Below are 22,153 nucleotides of genomic sequence, written 5' to 3' on the forward strand. Positions count from 1 at the left end.
GCTGACGGGTGCCAGGCGCGCGATTACTGTGCGCCCCGTGCGCGAATCAGAGATCGAACTTCTGTGCTCCCAGCTCGCTTCCTACTACGTCTTTCCGGACACTGCCAACGAGATCGCGAAAGTCCTGCGCGCTCGCCTCGGCGAGGGCGCCTACTCCGATGTGGACGATGACGAGGAGTTCGCGGCCAAGGTGACCGCGGACCTGCAGAGCGTCAACGGCGACAAGCACCTCCGCCTGCTCCACAGCGTCGAGGAGGTCCCCGAGACCGGCCAGGAGTCGGCCTGGGACCCGGTGGCCTACAAGAAGGAGGCCGAGCAGGACGCGTTCGGCATCCACAAGGTCGAGCGGCTCGAAGGCAACGTCGGCCTGCTCGAGATCCGCCTGCTGCACGACGCCGAGATCGCCACGCCGGCCTACGTCGCCGCGATGAACCTCATCGCGCACACCGACGCGTTGATCATCGACCTGCGCGAGAACCGCGGCGGCGACCCGCACACGGTCGCGTTGGTCTGCAGCTACCTCTTCGACGAACCCGTGCACCTCAACGACATCTACAACCGCCCGGAAGACGCCACCTACCAGTTCCGGACGCTCCCGCACGTGCCCGGCCCGAAGTTCGGCGGCACGAAGCCGGTCTACGTCCTCACCAGCGCCCGCACGTTCTCCGGCGGCGAGGAACTGAGCTACGACCTCCAGCAGAACGAGCGCGCGACCCTCGTCGGTGAGACCACCAAGGGCGGCGCCCACCCCGGCGACCGCTACCGGGTCGGCCCGCACCTCAAGTCGTCCATTCCCAACGGCCGCGCCATCAACCCGGTCTCCGGCACCAACTGGGAAGGCGTCGGCGTCGTCCCGCACATCAGCGTGCCCGCGGACGAGGCCTTCGAGGTCGCCTACGAGAAGGCGCTGTCTCGCTGATGTGCCGGCGTCCGGTCACGGGCGCTGCTTCTTGGCGCGTCGGCCAGAGCTGAAGAACGGGAATCGTGACCGTGCCGAGCTCGGCCGATCGGAGAGGGTGATCGAGCCGACAACACCCAGCTGGACCAGGTTGCCGTGGATGGCGCCGGTGTTGACGTTGTGCGCTTTCTTCGCCGTGGGACCGAACAGCACCTCGGGCCAGACGGTGTCGAGCAGGACGGAGAAAGCGCCACCACCGTCATAGGCGGCCTTGAGGCCGTTCGCCAGTTCCGCCGCGAGGTGGATCCTGTCGGACTCCTCTCCCGCGCGAGCCGCATCCAGCGCATCGCTCAGACCGGGCACCGCACGGACCGCTTCCTCCAGCTGCGTCAGAGCCGCGGAGTCCCACTCCTCCACGGAATCGACGAGTGCCGCGGCAACGGACAACATCCACATGTCCACCATGGTCAACCCCCAAGAAATACGCGCCGAAACCGCGCGGCGGCTCGAGAATCAGCCCCCGTCACGTCGGAAGCTGATTCTGAAGGAGAACTCCGCTCGGCGACTAGTCGAGCCGGGCGGTCAACTCGCGCACGAGCGGATCGGTGCCGGACGGCTTGTTCTGGCGCCGCAACGCCTCCGACAACATCGAGAGCACGTTGGAGACCTGGTTGTCGTCGGGCAGCAGCGATGCCGCCCGGCGCGCCTCGGTCTCCGCGCCCTCGGCGTCGTCGGCGTTGAGGAGCACGTGCGCCGCCTTCAGCACGACGAACACCCGCCAGCCCTCGTCGCCCAGCGACACCACCAGCGCCTCGGCGTCGCGGTACTGCTTCATCGCCAGCGCGAACTCACCGGTCTGGCCGTGCACCCACGCGCGGATCGCGGCGATCTCCGCCTGCCTGCGGGTGACCTCGGTCGGGTCGTCCAGCGACGGCAGCAGCGCCTCGGCCTCGTCCACGGCCGCGCGCGTCTCGGTGATCTCGTCGTCGGGCAGGCTCGACGCCAGCTCGACCAGCGAGCCGATCGCCTCCGAGAGGTTGCCCTCCTGCTGCCACAACGCGGCACCGGCACGCCAGGACGCGATCGCCTCGTCGTGCTTGTCCAGCCGCCCCTGCACCGAGGCGAGCGCGTCGAGCAGGAACGCCCGCCGCCCCGTCTCCTCCGGCGGCAGCAGTTCGGACGCCTCGCGCAGGTACCGCTCGGCCGCCGGGAGTTCGCCCAGCTTGCGGCACACCTGCCCGAGCCGGAACACCACCTGCAACCGCAGGTCCTCCTGGCCGTCCTGCAGGAGCCGCAACGACTCCTCGAGCACCTCGGCGGCCTCGACGAACCGGTCCGTCTGCACGTATCCGCCGCTCAGCGCGAAGCAGAAGTGCGCGGTGTGGCCAGGGGACAGGTGCACCCGCGAGATCGCCACGGCCTCGCGGAGATCGCCCAGGCAGGCACCCTCCTGGTCCAGCTCCTGGATCGCCGCGACCTGGTACCAGCGCGCCTCCGCCGACTCCGGCAGCGGGAACGCCGACACGAACGCGCGCGCCGTCGCCACCGCCTCCGTGACCTTGCGCAGCACGGTCTCCAGCCGCAGCTGCAGCCGGTAGCCCTCGAACCGCGCGTTCAACGGCAGCTCGCCCGCCATGGCCGCGAGAACGTCCGCGTACGCGCCTTCGACGTCCTGCTGCCGCGCCTTGTGCTCCGCGGACTCGATCACGACCCGGCCGCGCAGCTCCGGAACGTCCAAAGAGGACGCCAGTGCGATCATCTCGTCGGCCCGCTCGTGTGCGTGCGCGTCGTCGTGCAACTCGGCCAGCGTCAGCGCCGCGACCGTCCGCGTGTAGTCCGTCGTCGCCTCGGCCAGGCACCGTTCGGCGAGTTCCAGGCCGCCGGCGAGACCCATCGCGAGACGCGCCTGGTACCGCAGCGCGAGGTCCGCGGGCAGCGCCGTCAGCATCTCGTCGAACGCCGCCGGGTCGAACTGCACCAGCCCGGTCGTCATCCGCCGGATGCCCGCGTGCGCCGCGAGATCGGGTGGCAGCAACGAGTCCATGTCCGCGGGCAGCGAGTCGAGCATCCGCCGCGCCTTCACGAAGTCGCCCTGCTCGTACAGCAGCACCATCGACTCGGCGATCTCCACCGGGTCGCCGAACACGACGGACTCCTCGACCGGAGCGGCCACCGGTGCGGCCGGCACCGCGAGCTCGACCGCCGGGTAGTCCTTCTGCTCCAACGACTGCGTGAGCCGGTCGACCCACGCTGACGTGCCGTTGCGCTCGTCGAACTGCTTCGCCAGCTGGATCGCGCGCTTCGACAGCCGCTCGAGCAGTTCGGCGGCCGTCCGCGTGCCGACGGCGGGGACCTCGAACACCGTGTCGGCCGGAAGGCGCCGCAGCAGAACGGAAGCGCACTCCGCGAACGACATCTCGTCCGCCGGCAGCTGCACGCCCGTCACCTTGTGCAGCGACCGCCGCAGCATGTCCTCGCCGCGCGACAGGTTGCCCGTCAAAGCACAGAACCGGATGTGTTCGTGCACGTACGACGTGATCTCGTCGTCCTTGATCAAGCGGTACGCCGTGGTGTGCGCGTGCGCGGCCTTCTCGACCTCACCGGTCTCCAGCAACGGCCACAGCAGCGCGGACAGGATGCCCTGTGGCTGCGTGGCGCAGCCGGTGTTGCCCGACAGGCCCTCCCAGCCGTGCGCGGCGGCCTCCTGATGACGGCCCAGCCGCGCCAGCATCCAGACCTGCTCCTCGATCACGCAGGCCTCGCAGTCCGCCATCGGCCCGCGTTCGGTGGCGAGGTAACGCCCGAGCTGTTCGGCCAGGCCGACCATGTCACCGATGTGGTACGCGTACTCGGCACGGGCGCCGTGCACCGGCTGCACCGAGAAACCGAGCTTCCCGTAGCGGTCCGCGAGCTGCCCGATCACGGCCTGCAGCTGCTCCAGCGAGAACTTCGGGTCCCGGCGCAGGCCCGTCGCGATCCACTTGTGCGCCCAGTTCAGCGAGTGGACCTCGTACTCGTTGAACGCCTCGGGATCCTTCTCCTCCGCGGCCCGCACCCACGCGAACGGCGCGAGCATCAGGTCGTAGCGCGAGAGGTAGTAGGCCGAGTCGATCAGCGCGGTCCGGCACGACACCCCGAGCGGCAGGTGCCCGAGCGCGTCGGACATGCGCGCGGCCCGTTCCAGCGCCTCGTGCTTCGGCATGCCCGTGGGCATGTTGTAGGCCTCCAGGAACGCCCTCTCCGCGTCTTCAGCGGTGAAGTCGGCCATGTTCACTTACCCCCAACGGCGCGGTCCAGCAGTTCCAGGAACGAGCGGTTCAGCGCCGCCGTGTCCTTCGGTCGCATCGCTCGCCGAGCCTGCAGAACGGCGTGCACGTACAGAGATTCGAGCGTCAGCTCCACCAGCGACGGGTCGTTCAACCGCGCCAGCCGTTGAACCAACGGGTTGCGGCAGTTGAGCACCAGCTGCTCCGGCCGTGAGGAGTCGGAGCCCGCGGTCAGCTGCCCGAGCAGCTCCGCCCACAACGGGTCCGTCACCTCCTCGGCGGTCTGCTCGGTGTCGAGCTTGCGCTGCTGCTCCGCGTTGCTGATCAGCAACGCGGGCAACGAGACCGGGTCGAAGTCGCGGATCACCGCGTCGCAGTCGTGCCGGTCCAGCGCCGCAGCGCCCTCCGCCAGCCGCAACCGCAGCGCCGTCTCGATCTCCGGTTCCGGATCGGCCAGCGCCGCCAGCAGTTCGGACGGCGCGACCCGGCGCGCGACGGCAGGACCGTCCAGCGCGCTGAGCCGGTTCAGCAGCTCCATGTCGTAGGCGTAGCCGGCGTTCACGAGCCCCAGGCCCTGCGCGGCCGCGACCGGCGCCAGCTGGTGGAACTCGTCGACGTCCGGGATGTAGAGGATCGCGCCGTGCTTGCGCTTGAACTGCCGCAACGGGATCGCGCCCTCGGTGGTCTCGAACGGCAGCCAGCGCTCGACCAGCCGCAGCATCTCGTCGTCCGACCGCGCCAGCGACTTGATGCCCAGGTGGTGCGCGGCCAGCAGCTCACCGGCCCGGCGCGGCTCGATCGCGTCCAGCCTGATCAGCCAGTCGCGGATCTGCTCGCCCAGCTCCTCGCGCACCGCCAGCAGCATCTCGTCCTGGTAGAGCGACTCGCGTGACGCCGTCGGCCGGATCGCGGACGCGTCGACCACGCACCGCACGAAGTACGCCCAGTCCGGCAGCAGGCCCTCGACGTTGTCGCCGACCAGCATCCGCTTCAGGTACACCCGGTGCGTCTGTCGCGTCCCGGGATGGACCCCGGACGGCAGCACGAACGCCACCCCGGTCAGTCCCGCCGCCTCGACCTCGATCGGGATCGCCTCGAACGGCGTGAACCCCAGTACCTGCTCGCAGTACTCGGAGAGATCGGCGTCCTCGTCGTCCCACGGCCGTTCGCCGCGGGTCAGGACAGCCCCGTCCAGCGTCACCGCGGCCGGCAGCAGATCGCCGTAGTCGCTCACCAACGGCCGCACGACGTCGGCTTCGAGCCAGTGCTCGTTGCCGCGCGAGGCACTCAGCTCCACCGTCGTACCGACCGGTACGTCACCGTCCACAACGGACACGGTGTAGTTGCCGGACGAGTCCGCCTCCCACCGCACGGCCGGACCACCGCGGGAGGACCGCGTGACGACCGTCACGGACGAGGCGACCAGGAAGCACGACAGCATGCCGACGCCGAACTGGCCGAGGAACCCCTCGCGGGCGAACCCCAGGTCGTCCCGCTTCGACGTGCGGCCGAGCGTGGACAGCAGCTCGTGGACCTCGGTCTCGGTGAGCCCCACGCCGGTGTCGGTGATCGTCAGCGTGGAACCGCAGGTGATCGTGACGTCGGCGGGGCAGGACGGGTCGAGCTCGCGCCGTGCCGTGATCGCGTCGACGGCGTTCTGCAGCAGTTCGCGCACGTATACGCGCGGGCTGCTGTACAGGTGGTGGCTGAGCAGGTCGATGATGCCGCGCAGGTCGACGCGGAAGGTGTGCGACATGATGCCGCCCATCCTAGGGACGACATGAGGGTCGATGCCGCTCTTTAACGGAAGCTCCCGGAGCGGTCAACAGCGCACCCACTAGGATCGGCCTGTTGATTACCGAGTGTCCCGCGTGTGGATCAAAAACCTGGGAGCTGTCCACCAACCATGTCCGGAGCCAACGACCCGTACGACCCGAAGCAGGTCGCGGCGCTGTCGGCCGAGAACCTCGACGCGGCCGTGCAGAAGGCGCGCGAGGCGTTCGCCGGAGCTGCCGACCTCGAGGCACTGGCCGCGGTCAAGCCCGGCCACCTCGGTGACCGGTCGCCCGTGCTGCTGGCCCGCCGCGAGATCGGTGCCCTGCCCCCCAAGGCCAAGGCCGAGGCGGGCAAGAGGGTGAACGAGGCGCAGTCCGCGATCAAGACGGCGTTCGACGAGCGCCACGCCGTGCTCCAGGTCGAGCGCGACGAGCGGGTGCTGCGCGAGGAGTCCGTCGACGTCACGCTGCCCTGGGACCGCTTCCCGCGCGGCGCGCGCCACCCGATCACCACGCTCGCCGAGCGCATCGGTGACGTCTTCGTGGCCATGGGCTACGAGATCGCCGAGGGCCCCGAGCTCGAGACCGAGTGGTTCAACTTCGACGCGCTGAACTTCGGCAAGGACCACCCGGCCCGCTCGATGCAGGACACGTTCTACATCGCTCCGGGTGACTCGCAGCTGGTCCTGCGCACGCACACCTCGCCGGTGCAGGCCCGCACACTGCTCGACCGCGAGCTCCCGGTGTACGTGGTGTGCCCCGGCCGCACGTTCCGCACCGACGAGCTCGACGCGACGCACACCCCGGTGTTCCACCAGGTCGAGGGCCTCGCGGTCGACAAGGGCCTGACGATGGGCCACCTCAAGGGCACGCTCGACGCGTTCGCGCGCTCGATGTTCGGCGAGGACTCGAAGACCCGCCTGCGCCCGAGCTTCTTCCCCTTCACCGAGCCGTCGGCCGAGGTCGACGTGTGGTTCCCGGAGAAGAAGGGCGGCGCGGGCTGGGTCGAGTGGGGCGGCTGCGGCATGGTCAACCCCAACGTCCTGCGCGCCACCGGCGTCGACCCGGACGTCTACTCGGGCTTCGCGTTCGGCATGGGCCTGGAGCGCACGCTGCAGTTCCGCAACGGCCTGCCGGACATGCGCGACATGGTCGAAGGCGATGTCCGCTTCACCCAGCCATTCGGAACGGAGGCCTGATCCGGATGCGCATCCCGGTCAGCTGGCTGGTCGAACACCTCGGTTTCGACGAAGTCCCCACGCCCGACGAGCTCGCCGAGGCGTTCACCCGCATCGGCATCGAGGTCGAGGAGGTGAGCCCGCTCGGTCCCGTGACCGGCCCGATCGTCGCCGGTCGCGTCGTCGCCATCGAGGAGCTCACCGAGTTCAAGAAGCCGATCCGCTACTGCCAGGTCGAGGTCGGCCCCGAGCAGGTCAACAACATCATCTGCGGCGCCACGAACTTCGTCGAGGGCGACTCGGTCGTCGTCGCGCTGCCCGGCGCCGTGCTGCCCGGTGGCTTCTCGATCGCCGAGCGCAAGACGTACGGCCGCGTGTCCCAGGGCATGATCTGCGCCTCCGACGAGCTCGGCATCGGCGACGACCACTCCGGCATCCTCGTGCTGCCCACCGGCACCGCGCAGCCCGGCGACGACGCGCTGGAGCTGCTCGGCCTGAACGACACGGTCATCGAGCTCGCGCCGACCCCGGACCGCGGCTACGCGTTCTCGGTCCGCGGCCTCGCCCGTGAGATCGCCTGCGCGCTGGACGTGCCGTTCGGCGACCCGGGCCTGATCGAGGTCCCCGAGCCCGAGGGCGAGGCGTGGCCGGTCCACATCGAGGACCGCACCGGCTGCTCGCGGTTCGTCGCACGCCGGGTCACCGGTGTCGACCCGACCGCGCCCACGCCGTGGTGGATGCGCCGCCGCCTGATGCTCGCGGGCATGCGGTCGATCTCGCTGCCGGTCGACGTCACGAACTACGTGATGCTCGAACTGGGCCAGCCGCTGCACGCGTTCGACGCTGCTTCGCTGTCCGGCGCGCTGACGGTTCGCCGTGCGCACGCGGGGGAGAAGCTGACGACGCTGGACGACTCGGTCCGCGCTCTCGACGTCGACGACATCGTGATCGCCGATGACTCCGGCGTGATCTCGCTCGCCGGTGTCATGGGCGGCGCCTCGACGGAGGTCGGCGACAAGTCGTCGGACATCCTGCTCGAGGCCGCGAACTGGGACCCGGCGTCCATCGCGCGCACGGTCCGGCGGCACAAGCTGCCGTCCGAGGCCGCGAAGCGCTTCGAGCGCACCGTCGACCCCGCGCTGGCACCGGTGGCGCTGGAGCGGGCCGCGAAGCTGCTCAACCACTACGCCGAGGGCCAGATCAAGCCCGGCCGCACCGACGTGGGCGCGCCGGCTCTGCCCGAGGCCGTCTCGATGCCGATCGACCTGCCGGACCGCATCGCGGGCGTGCGCTACGCCCGTGGCGTCACGGCTCGCCGGCTCGGCCAGATCGGCTGCCAGGTCTCCGTGACCACCTCGGACGACGGCCAGACGATCGTCACGGCCGTGCCGCCGACGTGGCGCTCCGACCTCGTGCAGCCCGCAGACCTGGTGGAGGAGGTGCTGCGACTGGAGGGCTACGACACGATTCCCTCCGTGCTGCCGCCCGCCCCCGCAGGCCGCGGCCTGACCGAGCAGCAGCGTCGCCGCCGCACGGTGTGGCGCACGCTGGCCGAGGACGGTTTCGTCGAGGTCAAGCCGTTCCCGTTCATCGACCCGTCGGTGTTCGACGCGTTCGGTCTGGCCGCCGACGACATCCGGCGCAACGCGGTCGGCGTGCTGAACCCGTTGGAGGCGGACAAGAACGTCCTCGCGACGACACTGCTGCCGGGCCTGTTGGAGACCCTCCAACGGAACCTGGCCCGTGGTGCGAAGGACGTCTCGCTCTACAACATCGCCCAGGTGACGCTGCCCCGCGCGCAGCAGGTGCCCGTGCCCGCGCTCGGCGTGGACCGCAGGCCGACCGAGGCCGAGGTGGCCTCGCTGCTGGCAGCGCTGCCGAACCAGCCGCTGCACGTCGCCGGTGTCCTCACGGGCCACCGCGAACTGGCCGGCTGGTGGGGCAAGGGCCGCATCGCCGACTGGTCGGACGCCGTCGAGGCCGCTCGTCGCGCCGCCCAGGCGTACGGGGTCACCCTGCGCGTCGTGGCGTCGGACCTGCTGCCGTGGCACCCCGGCCGCTGTGCCGAGCTGCGCGTCGGTGACTGGCCCGTCGGGCATGCCGGTGAGCTGCACCCGAAGGTGATCGAGGCGCTCGGCCTGCCCAAGCGGACCGTGGCGTTCGAGCTCGACCTGGACGCGCTGCCGCTGGACGACCACCGCCCGGCCCCGATGGTCTCGGCCTACCCGCCGGTGCTGCTGGACGTCGCGCTGGTCGTGGACGCCTCCGTGCCGGTGCAGTCGGTGTCCGAGGTGCTCGGCGCGTCCGCGGGCGACCTGCTCGAGGACATCCGCCTGTTCGACGTGTACACGGGTGAGCAGCTGGGCGAGGGCAAAAAGTCGCTCGCGTACTCGCTGCGCTTCCGGGCGCCGGACCGCACGCTGACCGTCGAGGAGGCGACCGCGGCCCGCGATGCCGCCGTCGCCGCCGCCGGCGAACGGCTCGGCGCGGCTCTGCGCGCCTGATCGGCCACGACGGACGAGGGCCCGGGGTTCGTCAACGAACCCCGGGCCTTTCCACGTCACCAGGACACACTGATGAATTGCCCATGAAAGTTCGCTCGTTCGGCTGAATGCCGAATTGCGGGATTTGGGATCAAACCAGCAGGTGGTAGCCCTGCGTAGCTGTCAAGGTGCCAAAGGTCCTTCATTACAAGGGGAAATCGGCAACCGTCGGACGCTTGCGCAGTACGTGAAGGTTCTCCAAGATTGGCCACGCGGCCCGCCAGGGCCGAGGGGCGAAGCGATGAACCACCGGGCGAGTCTGGTCGCCGGTCCGGTGGGGAGCTATTGGCGAACCCACCGCCTGGGAGCAACAACTCTGGAGAGTTGCGCCATGCGTAGTCTGGGTCCGCGCCTTGAGATCGCCGTGTCCTTGACGATCCTCATGCTCGGCGCGGCGGTCGTGGCGGCCATGCACCTCACCTGGCCAGACCCCGTGCAGCCCGCGATGGCGTACTCCGTGAGCAGCGGCGAGTCCGGCATGCAGCAGCTCAAGCCGTTCGAGATCAACGACATCTCCGGCGCGGCCGTGGAGCTCAAGCCGGGTGCCGTGGGCGAGCGCAAGGTGCGGCTGTCCAACCCGAACCCCGTCGGCATCATCGTCGAGAGCCTGTCCGCGGTGCCCGGTCAGCCGCTCGACGCCACCCAGCAGCGCGTCGAAGGCTGCCCGGCCGGTGTGCTGACCGTCGTCCCGCTCACCGACATCGTGGACATCCCCGCCGGGGGCGCGGTCGAGGTCACGATGAAGGTCGAGGTCGCCCAGGACGTGCCGGCGGAGTGCGCCGAACTGGTCTTCCCGCTCACCTACTCAGGTCGCGCGAAACACGGCTAGCCAGCCGTTCCCGTGCCGCCGGCCATTCCGCCGGCACCATCGAGTAGACGACCGTGTCCCGCTGCGTTCCGTCCGGCCTCGTGACGTTCGCCCGCAGCACCCCGTCCTTCGACGCGCCGAGCTTCTCGATCGCCCGCTGCGAGCGCACGTTCGCGGCGTCGGTGTACCAGCCGACCCGCAGCGCGCCGCGCACGTCGAAGGCCTCGGACAGCAGTAGCAGTTTCGCCTCGGGGTTGATCGCCGTGCCGTGCCACTCGCTGCCGACGATCGTGTAGCCGATCACCAGCCTGCGGTGCTCCGGCACGACCTCGTAGAACGACGTCGTGCCCACCACACGTCCGGTGGCCACCTCGATCTGAGCGAACGCCTCCCGTGACGCGATCGCCTCGGAGACCCACGCGCGCATGTCGTCGACGTTGGACGGCTGACTGCTCAGCAGCCACGTCCAGATGTCCGGGTCACGGGTGACCTCGAACAGCCCCTCGGCGTGGTCGAGCGACAGCGGTTCCAGCCTGACGTGCGTGCCCTCCATGTGATCGACACTAGAGGTGTTTGAGGGCCTCGCGCCGTGACAACGGCGACAGCCCCGGCCGTGCCTCGACGAACGCGCGCACCCAGCCCGGTTCGGTCTTCGCGAACTCCCGTAGCGCCCAGCCGATCCCCTTGCGCAGGAAGAAGTCGGGATCGTCCGCGTTCGCGTCGACGCACGCCGTCAGCAACTCCACGTCGGTCGCGCCCTTGAACCCGAGCTGGCAGATCACCGACGTCCGCCGCCGCCACCTGTCCGCGTCGACGGACCACTTCAGCATCAACGGCCGCACGACGTCCGGCGTCGAGCGCAGCAGCGGACCGACGCGCTTCGACGCGATCTCGTCCACGTAGTCCCACCACGCGCCGGTCACGATCATCTCGTCGAACCACGGCATCAGGTCGACGGACTGGAATCGGCGATCCCCGCTCAGCGAGAGCGCGACGTAGCGTTCCTCGCGATAGGTGGCCTCGCGCCACAACGTCTGGATCGCGTCGAGCCACTCGTCCCGGTCGTGCAACTGCGGCAGTGACTTCAGCAGCGCCACTCGTCCGGGTTTCTGCACTCCCAGGAACGGCATGTCGGACTTCATGTACGCCTGCATCTCCGGCGCCTTCACCGGATCCGCGAGCTCCTCGAGTCCCGCTCGAACCGCGTCGATCAAGGAAACCTTAAGTGTCACGCCCAAACGGTATAGGCATTAGGAGTAGCCCTGTTGAGATTTATGGCCCCATCGGTACCGAAAGTGCTAACGAACTCGCAAAACATCACTTGACCGGGGGCTTCTGTGAACAGAATGGGTGCTTGGCCCCTATACAGTTCGCGTTCATGCGCGTGCTCATGGTTGTGGCGGCGCTCGTGCTCGGCAGCATGGGTGCTACCAAAGCGGACACGGTGGATTACCTGGATCTGCCGCTGGTGAACGGAAACGGCGAACAGCGGGGTGGAGTGCACCCCGATCTGCCGTCCGACCGTGCCGCGCTGGAGCAGGCGCTGACCGGATACCGGGCCAAGGGCATTGCCCCCACGCGCTTCAAGGCGTTGCTGTGGCACTACTGGATCGTCCGCGCCGCCGAGGACGCGGGCGTCAACCTGTCCGAGTGGGACCCGCAACGCTCCGCCGCCTCCAACCGCGCGGTGATCTTCGCCGTCTACGACTTCTACGCGAAGCTCTACCTGACGTACCCGGACACGTTGCGGTGGATGGGTTTCGCGAACATCGGCGCGCCCGCGTTCGCCGCCGGCATGCTCGATCTCGGCACGGTCCCGGAACTGCGCTGGTTCTCGTCGATGCTGATGTCGATGCAGAAGCACATCTTCATGGACCTCGGCGCGATGCACGCCGCCTACCTGCACGGCGGGATCCAGGCCGTGCAGGAGTTGCGCGACGCGGGCGTCATCGACCCGGACACCACCGCGGCGTGGGCGGATCCGGCGCAGGCGGTCCTCGAGTTCTCGTCCCGCGAGCAGAACCTGGTGATCGCCGACCAGTTCGACCGCATGCGGTCGCGGCTGTTACCGCCCGGCGAGATGGTCACGTACGCGATCACGGTCGCCGGCCCGATGCCGGTGCCGGGCGGGAAGACCCCGGCGCAGTACCGGTCGTTGTTCGGCGGTCCGCTGCCCGCGTTCAACTACGCGGACCGGGTGTCGCGCTGGGACTTCCTGAGCAACGACACGGTTCCGGCCTACGAGCGGCTGAGCGCGGACGCCGTGCACAGGATCGTGCAGCGGCCGTTCGCGGACCGCGTCGCCGACTACCGCGCCAGGGTCCGGTTGCTCGACCTGGTGCTGCCGTTCAGGAGTGGCGAGTCCCGGACCGGAGTTCGCTGAGCACTTTCAGCCGGTCCTCCTCGATGATCCGGCGCGTGGTGACGCGGTCCGGGTAGCAGCGCATGAACATCGCGGTGAAGTGCGTGCCGTAGTGGATGGTGTCGCCGTCCGGGTCGTCCAGCGGACGCACGACGGCCTCGAAGTTCGGTTCGTGGAAGTAGGCCATCGTGAACCGCTCGCGGGTGTTGAGCAGCACCTTGTGCGGCGTGGACAGCAGCTTGCCGCCGGTGAGGAACTGCAGGACGTCGCCGGGGAACACAGTGACGACGCGTTCGATCGGTGCGACGAAGTTCCAGCCGTGGGCGTCCTGGAAGCAGCCTGCCGCCGACTCGTCCGCGAGCCAGTTGCGCGGCCGGTCCTCGCCGTCGATCGGCGGGCGGACGAAGAGGCCGCCGACGTCGTCCTGCACGGCCAGCACGAGCATCCCGTAGTCGGTGTGGGCGCCGATGCCGCGGTCGGTCTCGGACCTGGTGGGGAAGCGCAGCACGCGCATGTGGTGCCAGCCGTCCGCGGTGAGCCTGGTGAACGCGTCGACGTCGAGCCCGAAGCCCAGAGCTGTCAGCTGAAGGACACGTTCGCCGGTGCCGCCCAGCATCGTCATGAACGCCCGCATGGCGTCGCGGTAGCTGTCGTCCGGCCAGGGAACCGGACCGTGGCACGGCCATTTGCCCGTGACGCGGTAGTCGTCGAGCGGAACGTCCTTGCAGATCGTGAAGATCTCCGAATAGTCCGCGATGCCGTCGGTGACCTCTTCTCCGGACGCGATGTAACCGGAATAGGTCAGGTCGCTCACAAACCGTGACTTTTCTTCGAGCGTCAATCCGTGGAAGAACCTTCTGCTGGCGGCCATTGCCTCCGCTGTGGTCCGGTCCTGAGTCGCGTCGGTCGCGATCTGCAGGATCCCGTCGGCTTGCCAGGCCTCGATGAGCCGGCGGCCGAGCGCGGCGTCGTCGTCCGAACCGGTGACGGTCGCGGGAAGACGGAAGGTGCGAAGTCCTGTCATGGACTCACGCACGACACAATTCATCGCAAGGTTCATATTTCGTTCGGGGGTGGAATCGAATCCGTCTTAGTAGGCTGACGACCATGACGCCGTACGACTACGACCTGATCGTCATCGGCTCTGGCCCTGGTGGCCAGAAGGCGGCGATCGCGGGTGCGAAACTGGGCAAGCGGGTAGCGATCATCGACAAGCAGGAGATGGTCGGCGGTGTCTGCGCGAACACGGGAACCATCCCGTCGAAGACGCTGCGCGAAGCCGTCATGTTCCTGACGGGCATGAGCCAGCGCGAGTTGTACGGCGCGAGCTACCGCGTCAAGCAGGACATCACCATCAACGACCTGATGGCGCGCACGCAGCACGTGATCGGCCGTGAGGTGCAGGTCGTGCGCGCGCAACTGCACCGCAACGGCATCGATCTGCTGAACGGCTTCGGCCGGTTCGTGGACGAGCACACCGTGACGGTGGACGGGGCCCACCGCGGCGACCACACCACGATCACCGGCGAGTTCATCGTCATCGCGACGGGCACGACACCGGCCCGCCCGTCCGTCGTGGACTTCGACGAGGAGCGGATCCTCGACTCCGACGAGGTCTTCGCGCTCACCGAGATCCCGTCGTCGCTGGTCGTGGTCGGTGCGGGCGTGATCGGCATCGAGTACGCGTCGATGTTCGCGGCCCTCGGCACCCGCGTCACGGTCGTGGAGCAGCGCGAGAAGATGCTCGACTTCTGCGACCCGGAGATCGTCGAGTCGCTGAAGTTCCACCTGCGCGACCAGGCCGTGACGTTCCGCTTCGGCGAGAAGGTCGTGAACGTCGAGGTGTCGCAGGGCGGCACCATCACGACGCTGGCGTCCGGCAAGCGCATCCCGGCCTCCGCCGTCATGTACTCCGCGGGCAGGCAGGGCACCACCGAGAAACTGGAGCTCGCCGCCGCCGGGCTGGAAGCGGACAACCGCGGCCGGCTGAGCGTCGACGAGCACTACCGCACGCCCGTCGAGCACATCTACGCCGTCGGTGACGTGATCGGCTTCCCGGCGCTGGCCGCGACGTCGATGGACCAGGGCCGCCTGGCCGCGTACCACGCGTTCGGCGAGCCGGTGCACGACCTGACGGCGTTGCAGCCCATCGGCATCTACACGATCCCGGAGATCTCCTACTGCGGCGCGACGGAGACCGAGCTCACCTCGTCCGCGGTGCCGTACGAGGTGGGCATCTCCCGCTACCGCGAGCTCGCGCGCGGCCAGATCATCGGCGACGCGTACGGCATGCTGAAGCTGCTGGTGTCCACTGTGGACCGCAAGATCCTCGGCGTGCACGTGTTCGGCACCGGTGCCACGGACCTCGTGCACATCGGCCAGGCCGTGATGGGCTGCGGCGGCACCGTCGACTACCTGGTCGACACGGTCTTCAACTACCCGACGCTGTCCGAGGCCTACAAGATCGCGGCACTGGACGCCACGAACAAGATCCGGGCGCTGGACCGCTTCACGACCCGGTGATCACGACCGGGTGAGGCCGGCGTCGTGCGCCACGATGGCGGCCTGCACGCGGTTGGCGCACTCCAGCTTGGGCAGGATCCGGCTGATGTGCGCCTTCACCGTGCCGGTCGCCATGAAGAGCTGCTCGCCGATCTCGGTGTTGGACAGCCCCTCGCCCACGAGCTTGAGCACGCCCCGTTCGGTCTCGGTGAGCGCGTCGATCTTGCGGCGCGCGTCCGACCCGTCGTTCGGCGCGAGCAGGTGCTTCTCGATCAGGCGCTTGGTGATCTGCGGGGCGAGGATCGGTTCGCCCCGCGCGGCCTTGCGGACGGCGGTGATCAGCTCCTGCGGCGGGGTGTCCTTGAGCAGGAACCCGGTCGCGCCGACCTTCAACGCCTGCGCCACGTAGGAGTCCTCGCCGAACGTCGTGAGCATGACGACGTTGACCCTCGACGCGATCTGCTCGGCGGCCTTCAGGCCATCGCCGCCGGGCATGCGGATGTCGAGCAACGCGACGTCGATCGTGTGCTTCAACGTCAGCTCGACGGCCTGCCTGCCGTCGCTCGCCTCGGCCACCACGGTGATCTCGGGGTCGTTCTCCAGGATCAACCGGATGCCCGCACGCATCAACGTCTCGTCATCGGCGATGAGAACTCGGATCACGCGAGCCACCCTACGGGCGCTCCTGCTCCTTCGAAGCCAACTTGCCGTCGCGGAAGCACAGCTTGTACTGCAGGTCCGGGTTGTGCGACGTCCTGAACCGCGAGCAGCCGTCCACGCCGAGCTGGCCGACGCCGAACTCCTCGTAGATGTCCCCTTCGTCGGTGACGCCCACCCTCAGCGAGTCGAAGTACGGCGCGTTCATCTGCGTCGGGTTGAGCAACGCGAAGAGCAGCAGCACGAACAGCGCACCGGCGATCGGCAGCAGCGCCAGCAGCCCGAGACAACCGCCGCCCACCACCCGCGGCACGGTCAGCACCTCGGCGGCGAGCGGGGGCGGCACCTCGGTGACCTCGGCGGTGGCCTGGTCCGCCTGGGCGGGCGGGGTCAGCGGCACGTCCGCCGCCACCCGGAAACCGCCCTCGACCGGCTGGCCCGCGCTGAACGAGCCACCGAGCAGCCCGACCCGTTCCTCCAGGCCGATCAGGCCGCGCCGGGTGCCCTTGCCCTGCGCGGCCGCGGTCGGCCCGTTCAGCACCTGGATGCGGGCCCTGCCGCCCTGGACCGCGACCTGCACCCGCGTGCGGGCGGCCGGAGCGTGCTTGGCGACGTTGGTCAGGGCCTCGCGGACGACCCGGTGTACCGCGCGGCGCGTGCGGGGATCGGCGCCGTGCAGGTCTTCGCCGGACCAGTCGAGCGACGCGCCCAGCCCGGAACCCTCGACCAGCGCGGCGATGTCGGAACGGGTGCCGGTGTCCTCGTCGAGCGACTCGGGTTCGGGGTTCGTCCGCAGCACGCCGAGGATCTCGCGCAGCTCGGCCATCGCGAGCGACGACGTGGTGCGGATCAGCTCGGCCTGCTCGTGCAGCTGCGGGGCCTTGCGGGCCGTGGTCAGCTCCAGCGCCCCGGCGTGGATGGAGATCAGGCTGAGCCGGTGCCCGAGCATGTCGTGCATCTCGCCGGCGATGTGCGCGCGTTCCTCGGAACGGGCCGACGCGGCGGTCAGCGCACGGGCGCGTTCGAGGTACTCGTTGCGCTCCTGCAACAGCCGGACCATCGGCCTGCGGCGGCCGAGCAGCATGCCCGACACGGCGGGGAAGAGCACGAAGAACACCGAGCCGATGACCGAGCCGGCCAACGCCTCCCAGAGCGGCATGCTCCGATAGCTCTCCTGGAACATGCTGAAGACGCTCTGCAGCACCGTCATTGTCCCGAGCAGCGCCCACAACCGGCCCAGGCGTGGGATGCGGCGGCACGCGGTGAAGACCACGAACGTCGTGATGGCCTGCGCCCACAGGTTGTTGACCGCGAAGAGCGGAGCAGTCAGCAGCAGCGCCCACTCGGGTTTGCGCGGGGCGAGCCACACGAGCGCCGCGATCCACAACGCCGTGGCGACCGTCAGCGCCGAGTGGGGGACCGGTGCCAGCGGGGCGATCAGCGGCACCAGGCCCACCAGGAACGCGAGCGCGGGCCAGACGAACCTCATCGGGCGAGCTCCTTCTTCGAGGTCATCAGACCCGACTGCCGGTCGAAGCAGAGCTCGAAGTCGCGGTCGGTGGTGTCCTTCACGTGGTAGCGGAAGCAGCCGCCGTGCTCCGAGAGCACACCGAAGCCGTACGTCTCGGTGATCTCCTGCTCGTGCGTCACCGACGGCTGGAACGCGTCGAACTCCTGCCGGGTGATCTCGCCGCGGCCGAAGATCGCGACGATGAGCAGCACGAACGCCGTGCCGAGAGCAGGGACCAGCGAGAGCATGGCCAGGCACCCGCTGCCGACCACGCGCGGCACGGTCAGGATCTCGGCGGTGATCGGCGGCGGCGCCTCCGTCACGGCACCCGCGGCCCCGGTCTCCTCCTGCACGACCGGGTGCAGAGGCAGGGTGGCCGTCACCCGGAACCCCGCGCCGGTGGGCACCTCGGCGAGGAAGGACCCGCCGATCAACCCGACCCGTTCCTCCAGACCGATGAGACCGCGGCGCGTACCGGCACCCCGGGGCTCGCCGCTGGGACCGTTGACGACCTCGACCCGCACCCGGTCGGCGACCGCCACGGACACGAGCGTGCGGGCTGATGGCGCGTGCTTGTGCACGTTCGTAAGTGCTTCACGCACGACCCGATGCACCGCTCTGCGCAGCCGTGCGTCGGCATCGGCGAGGTCGGAGCCCGTCCAGTCGAGGTGAACGGAGAGGCCCGCCGCGGCAGACGCGGCCACGATCCGTTCGACGTCCGCGCGCGTGCCGGCGTCTTCGGCGTGTTCGGTGGACGCACCGAGGACGCCGAGGATCTCCCGCAGTTCCTCCATCGCGACCGCGGACGTCTTGCGGATCAGCTCGACCTGTTCGCGTAGTTCAGGAGCTTGCTCGGCGGCGGACTGCTCCAGCGCGCCCGCGTGCGCGGTCAGCTGCCGGAGCCGGTGGCTGAGCATGTCGTGCATCTCGCTCGCGATGTGTGCGCGCGTGGCCGACCTCGCGGTGCTCGCGGTCAATGCGCGCGCGTGCTCCAAGTAGTCGTTGCGCTCCATCAGGACCTGCGTCAACGGCTTGCGCCGCCCGATGAGCGCCCCGGACACGGCGGGGAAGATCAGCAGGAAGAAGACCGAGAACAGCGTGCCGAGCAGGTACTCGGTGAAGCTGTCCCCGGCCAGCCACGAGTGCAGCCCGCCAAACGCCGCCTGCAGCACCGCGGTGAGGCCGACCAGTGCCCACAGCTGCCCTTGCGAACGGATGGATCGGGCGGCGCGGAAGACCACGAGCGACGTCGGGGCGATGGCGAGCAGGTTGTTGACGCCGTTGAGGGGTGCGGTGAGCACGATCGCCCACCTCGGCCAGCGCGCGCTGATCGGCACCAACGCGGCCGCCCACAGCGCGGACGCCACGATCAACGACCAGTGCACAGGCCTGCCGAGCGGCGCGAACAGCGTCACCAGCGCCAACAGGAAGGCACCCGCCGCCCACAACCCGTCGCGCACCTTCACGTTCACGCGGATCATCATCGTCGACCGCTGTGAGCGCCCCACAGCGCCAGGTGGCCCCGATCGGGTGGCCAGGTGGCCACGCTCCTGTTGAGTGAGTTTGCATGACCGTGCATAATCATGCGCATGACAGTGAGGATCGCGGTCGCGGGCGCCAGCGGGTACGCGGGTGGCGAGCTGCTCCGCCTGCTACTCGGCCATCCGGACATCGAGATCGGCGCGCTGACGGCCAACAGCAGCGCCGGCGACAGGCTGCTCAAGCACCAGCCGCACCTCCTGCCGCTCGCGGACCGACAGCTACAAGACACCACAGTCGACACCCTCCAGGGCCACGACGTGGTGTTCCTCGCACTTCCCCACGGTCACTCAGCCGCGCTGGCCGAGCAACTCGGCGACGACACGGTCGTGATCGACTGCGGTGCCGACCACCGGCTGACCAGCGCCGACGACTGGAAGCGGTGGTACGGCGGCGAGCACGCGGGCACCTGGCCGTACGGACTTCCCGAGCTTCCCAACGGGCGGGACGCGCTCGTCGGCGCACGCCGCGTGGCCGTTCCGGGCTGCTACCCGACGGTGTCCTCGCTGGCGTTGGCTCCGGCCGTGGACCTGATCGAGGACGAGGTCGTCATCGTCGCCGTGTCCGGCACGTCCGGCGCAGGCAAGTCGCTGAAGACGAACCTGCTCGGTTCCGAGGTGATGGGCTCCGCGAGCGCGTACGGCGTCGGTGGCGCGCACCGGCACACGCCCGAGATCACGCAGAACCTGAGCGCGGCGGCCGGTCGTCCGATCAAGGTCAGCTTCACGCCGGTGCTCGCGCCGATGTCGCGGGGCATCCTCGCGACCTGCTCGGCGCAGCTCAAAGACACTGCAAACGTTCGCGAGACCTACGAGAAGGCGTACGCGGACGAGCCGTTCGTGCACCTCCTGCCCGAAGGTCTCTGGCCGACGACGAACGCCGTTCTCGGTTCGAACGCCGTCCAGCTGCAAGTCACCGTCGACGAGGACCTGGGCCGGCTCGTGGTCGTGGCCGCCGTCGACAACCTGGCCAAGGGCACCGCCGGTGCCGCTGTCCAGTGCATGAACCTCGCTCTCGGACTGCCGGAAACGACCGGCCTCTCGACCGTTGGAGTCGCTCCGTGAACCGCAACAAGGGCGTCACCGGCCCCCAGGGCTTCCGGGCCGCCGGGATCGCCGCCGGAATCAAGGAATCCGGCGCTCTCGACCTCACGCTCGTCGTCAACGACGGGCCTTCCGACGCCGCCGCGGGTGTCTTCACCACGAACAAGGTGAAGGCCGCGCCGGTGTTGTGGTCGCAGCAGGTGATCGGGTCCCGGCGACTGACCGCGGTCGTGCTCAACTCCGGCGGTGCCAACGCGTGCACCGGCCCCGAGGGCTTCCAGGACACCCACGCCACCGCGGAGAAGGTCGCCGAGGTGCTCGGCACCGGCGCCGTCGACGTCGCGGTCTGCTCGACCGGCCTGATCGGCGAGCGCCTGCCGATGGACAAGATCCTCACCGGTGTCGAGAACGTCGCGAAGGAGCTGGACTCCTCGGTGGAGGCCGGGCTCAACGCCGCCACCGGCGTGATGACCACCGACAGCCGCCCGAAGCAGTCGTGGAAGGCCTCGGACGCCGGTTGGTCCGTCGGCGGGTTCGTGAAGGGCGCGGGCATGCTCGCGCCGAACATGGCCACGATGCTGTCGGTCATCACCACCGACGCCAAGATCTCCGGCGACTCGCTGGACAAGGCGTTGCGCCTGGCCACCTCCAGGACGTTCGACCGGCTCGACGTCGACGGCGGCACGTCCACCAACGACACCGTGCTGGTGCTGGCCTCGGGTGCTTCGGGGGTCGAGCCCACGTTCGAGGACTTCACCGCGCTGCTGACCGAGGTCGCGGGCGACCTGGTCAAGCAGCTGCAGGGCGACGCCGAGGGCGTGACGAAGGAAATCAGCATCACCGTCAGGCAGGCCGCCACCGAGGCCGAGGCCGTCCACATCGGACGGACGGTCGCCGAGGACAACCTCGTGAAGACCGCGCTCTTCGGCAGCGACCCGAACTGGGGCCGCATCGCGATGGCGCTGGGCCGCGCGGACGCCGAGATCGACCCGGACGTGCTCCAGATCCTGATCAACGGAGTGTCGCTCTACCGCAACGGGACCCGCGACCGCGACCGCAGCGAAGCCGACCTGTCGGGCCGTGACGTCGAGATCGTCATCGACCTCAACGTCGGTGACGCCGAAGCCACCGTGCTGACCACGGACCTGTCCCACGACTACGTCGAAGAGAACAGCGCCTACTCCTCATGAACGCACAAGAAAAAGCGGCGGTCCTCGTAGAAGCGCTGCCGTGGCTGGAGCGTTTCCGCGGCGCGCTGGTGGTCGTCAAGTACGGCGGCAACGCCATGGTCGACGACGAGCTGAAGAAGGCGTTCGCCGAGGACATGGTGTTCCTGCGGCTGTGCGGCCTGCGCCCGGTCGTCGTGCACGGCGGCGGCCCGCAGATCAAGTCGATGCTGGACAAGCTGGGCATCCACAGCGAGTTCCGCGGCGGCCTGCGCGTCACGACGCCGGAGGCCATGGACGTCGTGCGGATGGTCCTGGTCGGGCAGGTCGGGCGTGAGCTCGTCGGCCTGATCAACCAGCACGGTCCTTACGCCGTCGGCATCTCCGGCGAGGACGCGCACCTGTTCACGGCCACCCGCCGCGGTGCGATCGTGGACGGCGAAGAGGTCGACATCGGTCTCGTCGGCGACATTACCGAGGTCAACCCGGACGCGGTGCTCGACATCGTGCGCGCGGGCCGCATCCCGGTCGTGTCGTCGGTCGCGCCGGACATCCACGGCGTGCCGCACAACGTGAACGCGGACACGGCGGCAGGTGCTCTCGCGGTCGCTCTCGGCGCGGAGAAGCTCGTCGTGCTGACCGACGTCGAGGGCCTGTACGCGAACTGGCCGGACCGCTCGTCGCTGCTGAACCAGATCCGTGCCGCGGAGCTGGAGAAGATCCTGCCGGACCTGGAAAGCGGCATGGTGCCGAAGATGGAGGCCTGCCTGCGCGCGGTGCGCGGCGGTGTTCCGCAGGCGCACGTGATCGACGGCAGGCTGGCCCACAGCGTTCTGCTCGAAGTCTTCACCACTGAAGGTGTCGGAACCATGGTCTTGGGGGACAAGTGACCACGCGGTGGCAACA

18 protein-coding genes are annotated in these 22,153 nt (G+C 69.3%); 9 read left to right on the forward strand and 9 right to left on the reverse strand.

Annotation, left to right across the window (positions count from 1 at the left end; translation table 11 throughout):
* The first annotated feature begins 1 nt into the window (after position 1).
* The gene (locus ACIQF0_RS24345) at positions 2–919 is read left to right on the forward strand and encodes a S41 family peptidase (RefSeq protein ID WP_401032833.1); all 918 of its coding nucleotides are present in this window, start codon (positions 2–4) and stop codon (positions 917–919) included.
* A gap of 15 nt (positions 920–934) precedes the next feature.
* On the opposite strand, the gene ACIQF0_RS24350 is transcribed toward ACIQF0_RS24345, so the two are convergent.
* The 3 genes from ACIQF0_RS24350 to ACIQF0_RS24360 form a co-directional block, all read right to left on the reverse strand.
* Positions 935–1,354, reverse strand: a complete 420-nt coding sequence (locus ACIQF0_RS24350) for a hypothetical protein (protein ID WP_401032755.1) — start codon at positions 1,352–1,354, stop codon at positions 935–937.
* Between the two features lie 109 nt (positions 1,355–1,463).
* A complete protein-coding gene (locus ACIQF0_RS24355) occupies positions 1,464–4,166 on the reverse strand; it encodes a hypothetical protein (RefSeq protein ID WP_401032757.1) in 2,703 nt (900 codons plus the stop codon).
* Between the two features lie 2 nt (positions 4,167–4,168).
* A complete protein-coding gene (locus ACIQF0_RS24360) occupies positions 4,169–5,932 on the reverse strand; it encodes an HSP90 family protein (RefSeq protein ID WP_401032759.1) in 1,764 nt (587 codons plus the stop codon).
* 138 nt (positions 5,933–6,070) lie between these two features.
* Between ACIQF0_RS24360 and pheS the strand changes: the two genes are divergently transcribed.
* From pheS to ACIQF0_RS24375, 3 genes are all read left to right on the forward strand, one after another.
* A complete protein-coding gene (pheS, locus tag ACIQF0_RS24365) occupies positions 6,071–7,138 on the forward strand; it encodes a phenylalanine--tRNA ligase subunit alpha (RefSeq protein WP_360046855.1) in 1,068 nt (355 codons plus the stop codon).
* A 5-nt stretch (positions 7,139–7,143) separates the two neighbouring features.
* Entirely contained in the window at positions 7,144–9,621 is a 2,478-nt protein-coding gene (pheT, locus tag ACIQF0_RS24370; protein WP_401032760.1) for a phenylalanine--tRNA ligase subunit beta, read from the forward strand.
* A gap of 370 nt (positions 9,622–9,991) precedes the next feature.
* Positions 9,992–10,489: a hypothetical protein gene (locus tag ACIQF0_RS24375; RefSeq protein ID WP_401032762.1), complete on the forward strand. Its 498-nt coding sequence runs from the start codon at positions 9,992–9,994 to the stop codon at positions 10,487–10,489.
* Here ACIQF0_RS24375 and ACIQF0_RS24380 read toward each other — a convergent pair.
* Positions 10,458–11,021, reverse strand: coding sequence for a GNAT family N-acetyltransferase (locus ACIQF0_RS24380; RefSeq protein WP_401032764.1), 564 nt, complete (start codon positions 11,019–11,021; stop codon positions 10,458–10,460). The two genes, ACIQF0_RS24375 and ACIQF0_RS24380, sit on opposite strands and share 32 nt — an antisense overlap.
* Before the next feature lie 10 nt (positions 11,022–11,031).
* Positions 11,032–11,700, reverse strand: a complete 669-nt coding sequence (locus ACIQF0_RS24385) for a DNA alkylation repair protein (RefSeq protein ID WP_360046859.1) — start codon at positions 11,698–11,700, stop codon at positions 11,032–11,034.
* Between the two features lie 146 nt (positions 11,701–11,846).
* Between ACIQF0_RS24385 and ACIQF0_RS24390 the strand changes: the two genes are divergently transcribed.
* Positions 11,847–12,851 (forward strand): hypothetical protein, encoded by a 1,005-nt coding sequence (locus tag ACIQF0_RS24390; protein WP_401032766.1) that lies wholly within the window; start codon positions 11,847–11,849, stop codon positions 12,849–12,851.
* On the opposite strand, the gene ACIQF0_RS24395 is transcribed toward ACIQF0_RS24390, so the two are convergent.
* A complete protein-coding gene (locus tag ACIQF0_RS24395; RefSeq protein ID WP_401032768.1) occupies positions 12,817–13,854 on the reverse strand; it encodes a 2-oxoglutarate and iron-dependent oxygenase domain-containing protein in 1,038 nt (345 codons plus the stop codon). The two genes, ACIQF0_RS24390 and ACIQF0_RS24395, sit on opposite strands and share 35 nt — an antisense overlap.
* 83 nt (positions 13,855–13,937) lie before the next feature.
* On the opposite strand from ACIQF0_RS24395, the gene sthA reads away from it, so the two are divergent.
* Positions 13,938–15,353 carry a Si-specific NAD(P)(+) transhydrogenase gene (gene sthA / locus ACIQF0_RS24400; protein WP_401032769.1) on the forward strand — a complete coding sequence of 472 codons (1,416 nt, stop codon included), beginning with the start codon at positions 13,938–13,940 and terminating at the stop codon, positions 15,351–15,353.
* On the opposite strand, the gene ACIQF0_RS24405 is transcribed toward sthA, so the two are convergent.
* From ACIQF0_RS24405 to ACIQF0_RS24415, 3 genes are read right to left on the reverse strand one after another with little or no spacing between them, the layout of a single operon-like run.
* Positions 15,354–15,995 (reverse strand): response regulator, encoded by a 642-nt coding sequence (locus tag ACIQF0_RS24405; protein ID WP_401032771.1) that lies wholly within the window; start codon positions 15,993–15,995, stop codon positions 15,354–15,356.
* A gap of 10 nt (positions 15,996–16,005) precedes the next feature.
* The gene (locus ACIQF0_RS24410) at positions 16,006–17,478 is read right to left on the reverse strand and encodes a sensor histidine kinase (protein ID WP_401032772.1); all 1,473 of its coding nucleotides are present in this window, start codon (positions 17,476–17,478) and stop codon (positions 16,006–16,008) included.
* Positions 17,475–18,971: a sensor histidine kinase gene (locus ACIQF0_RS24415; RefSeq protein ID WP_401032774.1), complete on the reverse strand. Its 1,497-nt coding sequence runs from the start codon at positions 18,969–18,971 to the stop codon at positions 17,475–17,477. The genes ACIQF0_RS24410 and ACIQF0_RS24415 overlap by 4 nt, the downstream gene beginning before the upstream one ends.
* 117 nt (positions 18,972–19,088) lie before the next feature.
* Here ACIQF0_RS24415 and argC point away from each other — a divergent pair, with 117 nt between their 5' ends.
* The 3 genes from argC to argB are packed head-to-tail and all read left to right on the forward strand — an operon-like array spanning position 19,089 to position 22,137.
* On the forward strand, positions 19,089–20,102 hold the full coding sequence (gene argC, locus ACIQF0_RS24420) for an N-acetyl-gamma-glutamyl-phosphate reductase (RefSeq protein WP_401032776.1): 1,014 nt from the start codon (positions 19,089–19,091) through the stop codon (positions 20,100–20,102).
* On the forward strand, positions 20,099–21,271 hold the full coding sequence (argJ, locus tag ACIQF0_RS24425; RefSeq protein WP_360046867.1) for a bifunctional glutamate N-acetyltransferase/amino-acid acetyltransferase ArgJ: 1,173 nt from the start codon (positions 20,099–20,101) through the stop codon (positions 21,269–21,271). The genes argC and argJ overlap by 4 nt, the downstream gene beginning before the upstream one ends.
* Positions 21,268–22,137, forward strand: a complete 870-nt coding sequence (argB, locus tag ACIQF0_RS24430; protein ID WP_401032779.1) for an acetylglutamate kinase — start codon at positions 21,268–21,270, stop codon at positions 22,135–22,137. Before argJ ends, argB begins: the two co-directional genes overlap by 4 nt.
* Positions 22,138–22,153: the final 16 nt, after the last annotated feature.

Source organism: Lentzea sp. NPDC092896, from assembly GCF_044754905.1.
Classification (GTDB): Bacteria; Actinomycetota; Actinomycetes; order Mycobacteriales; family Pseudonocardiaceae; genus Lentzea.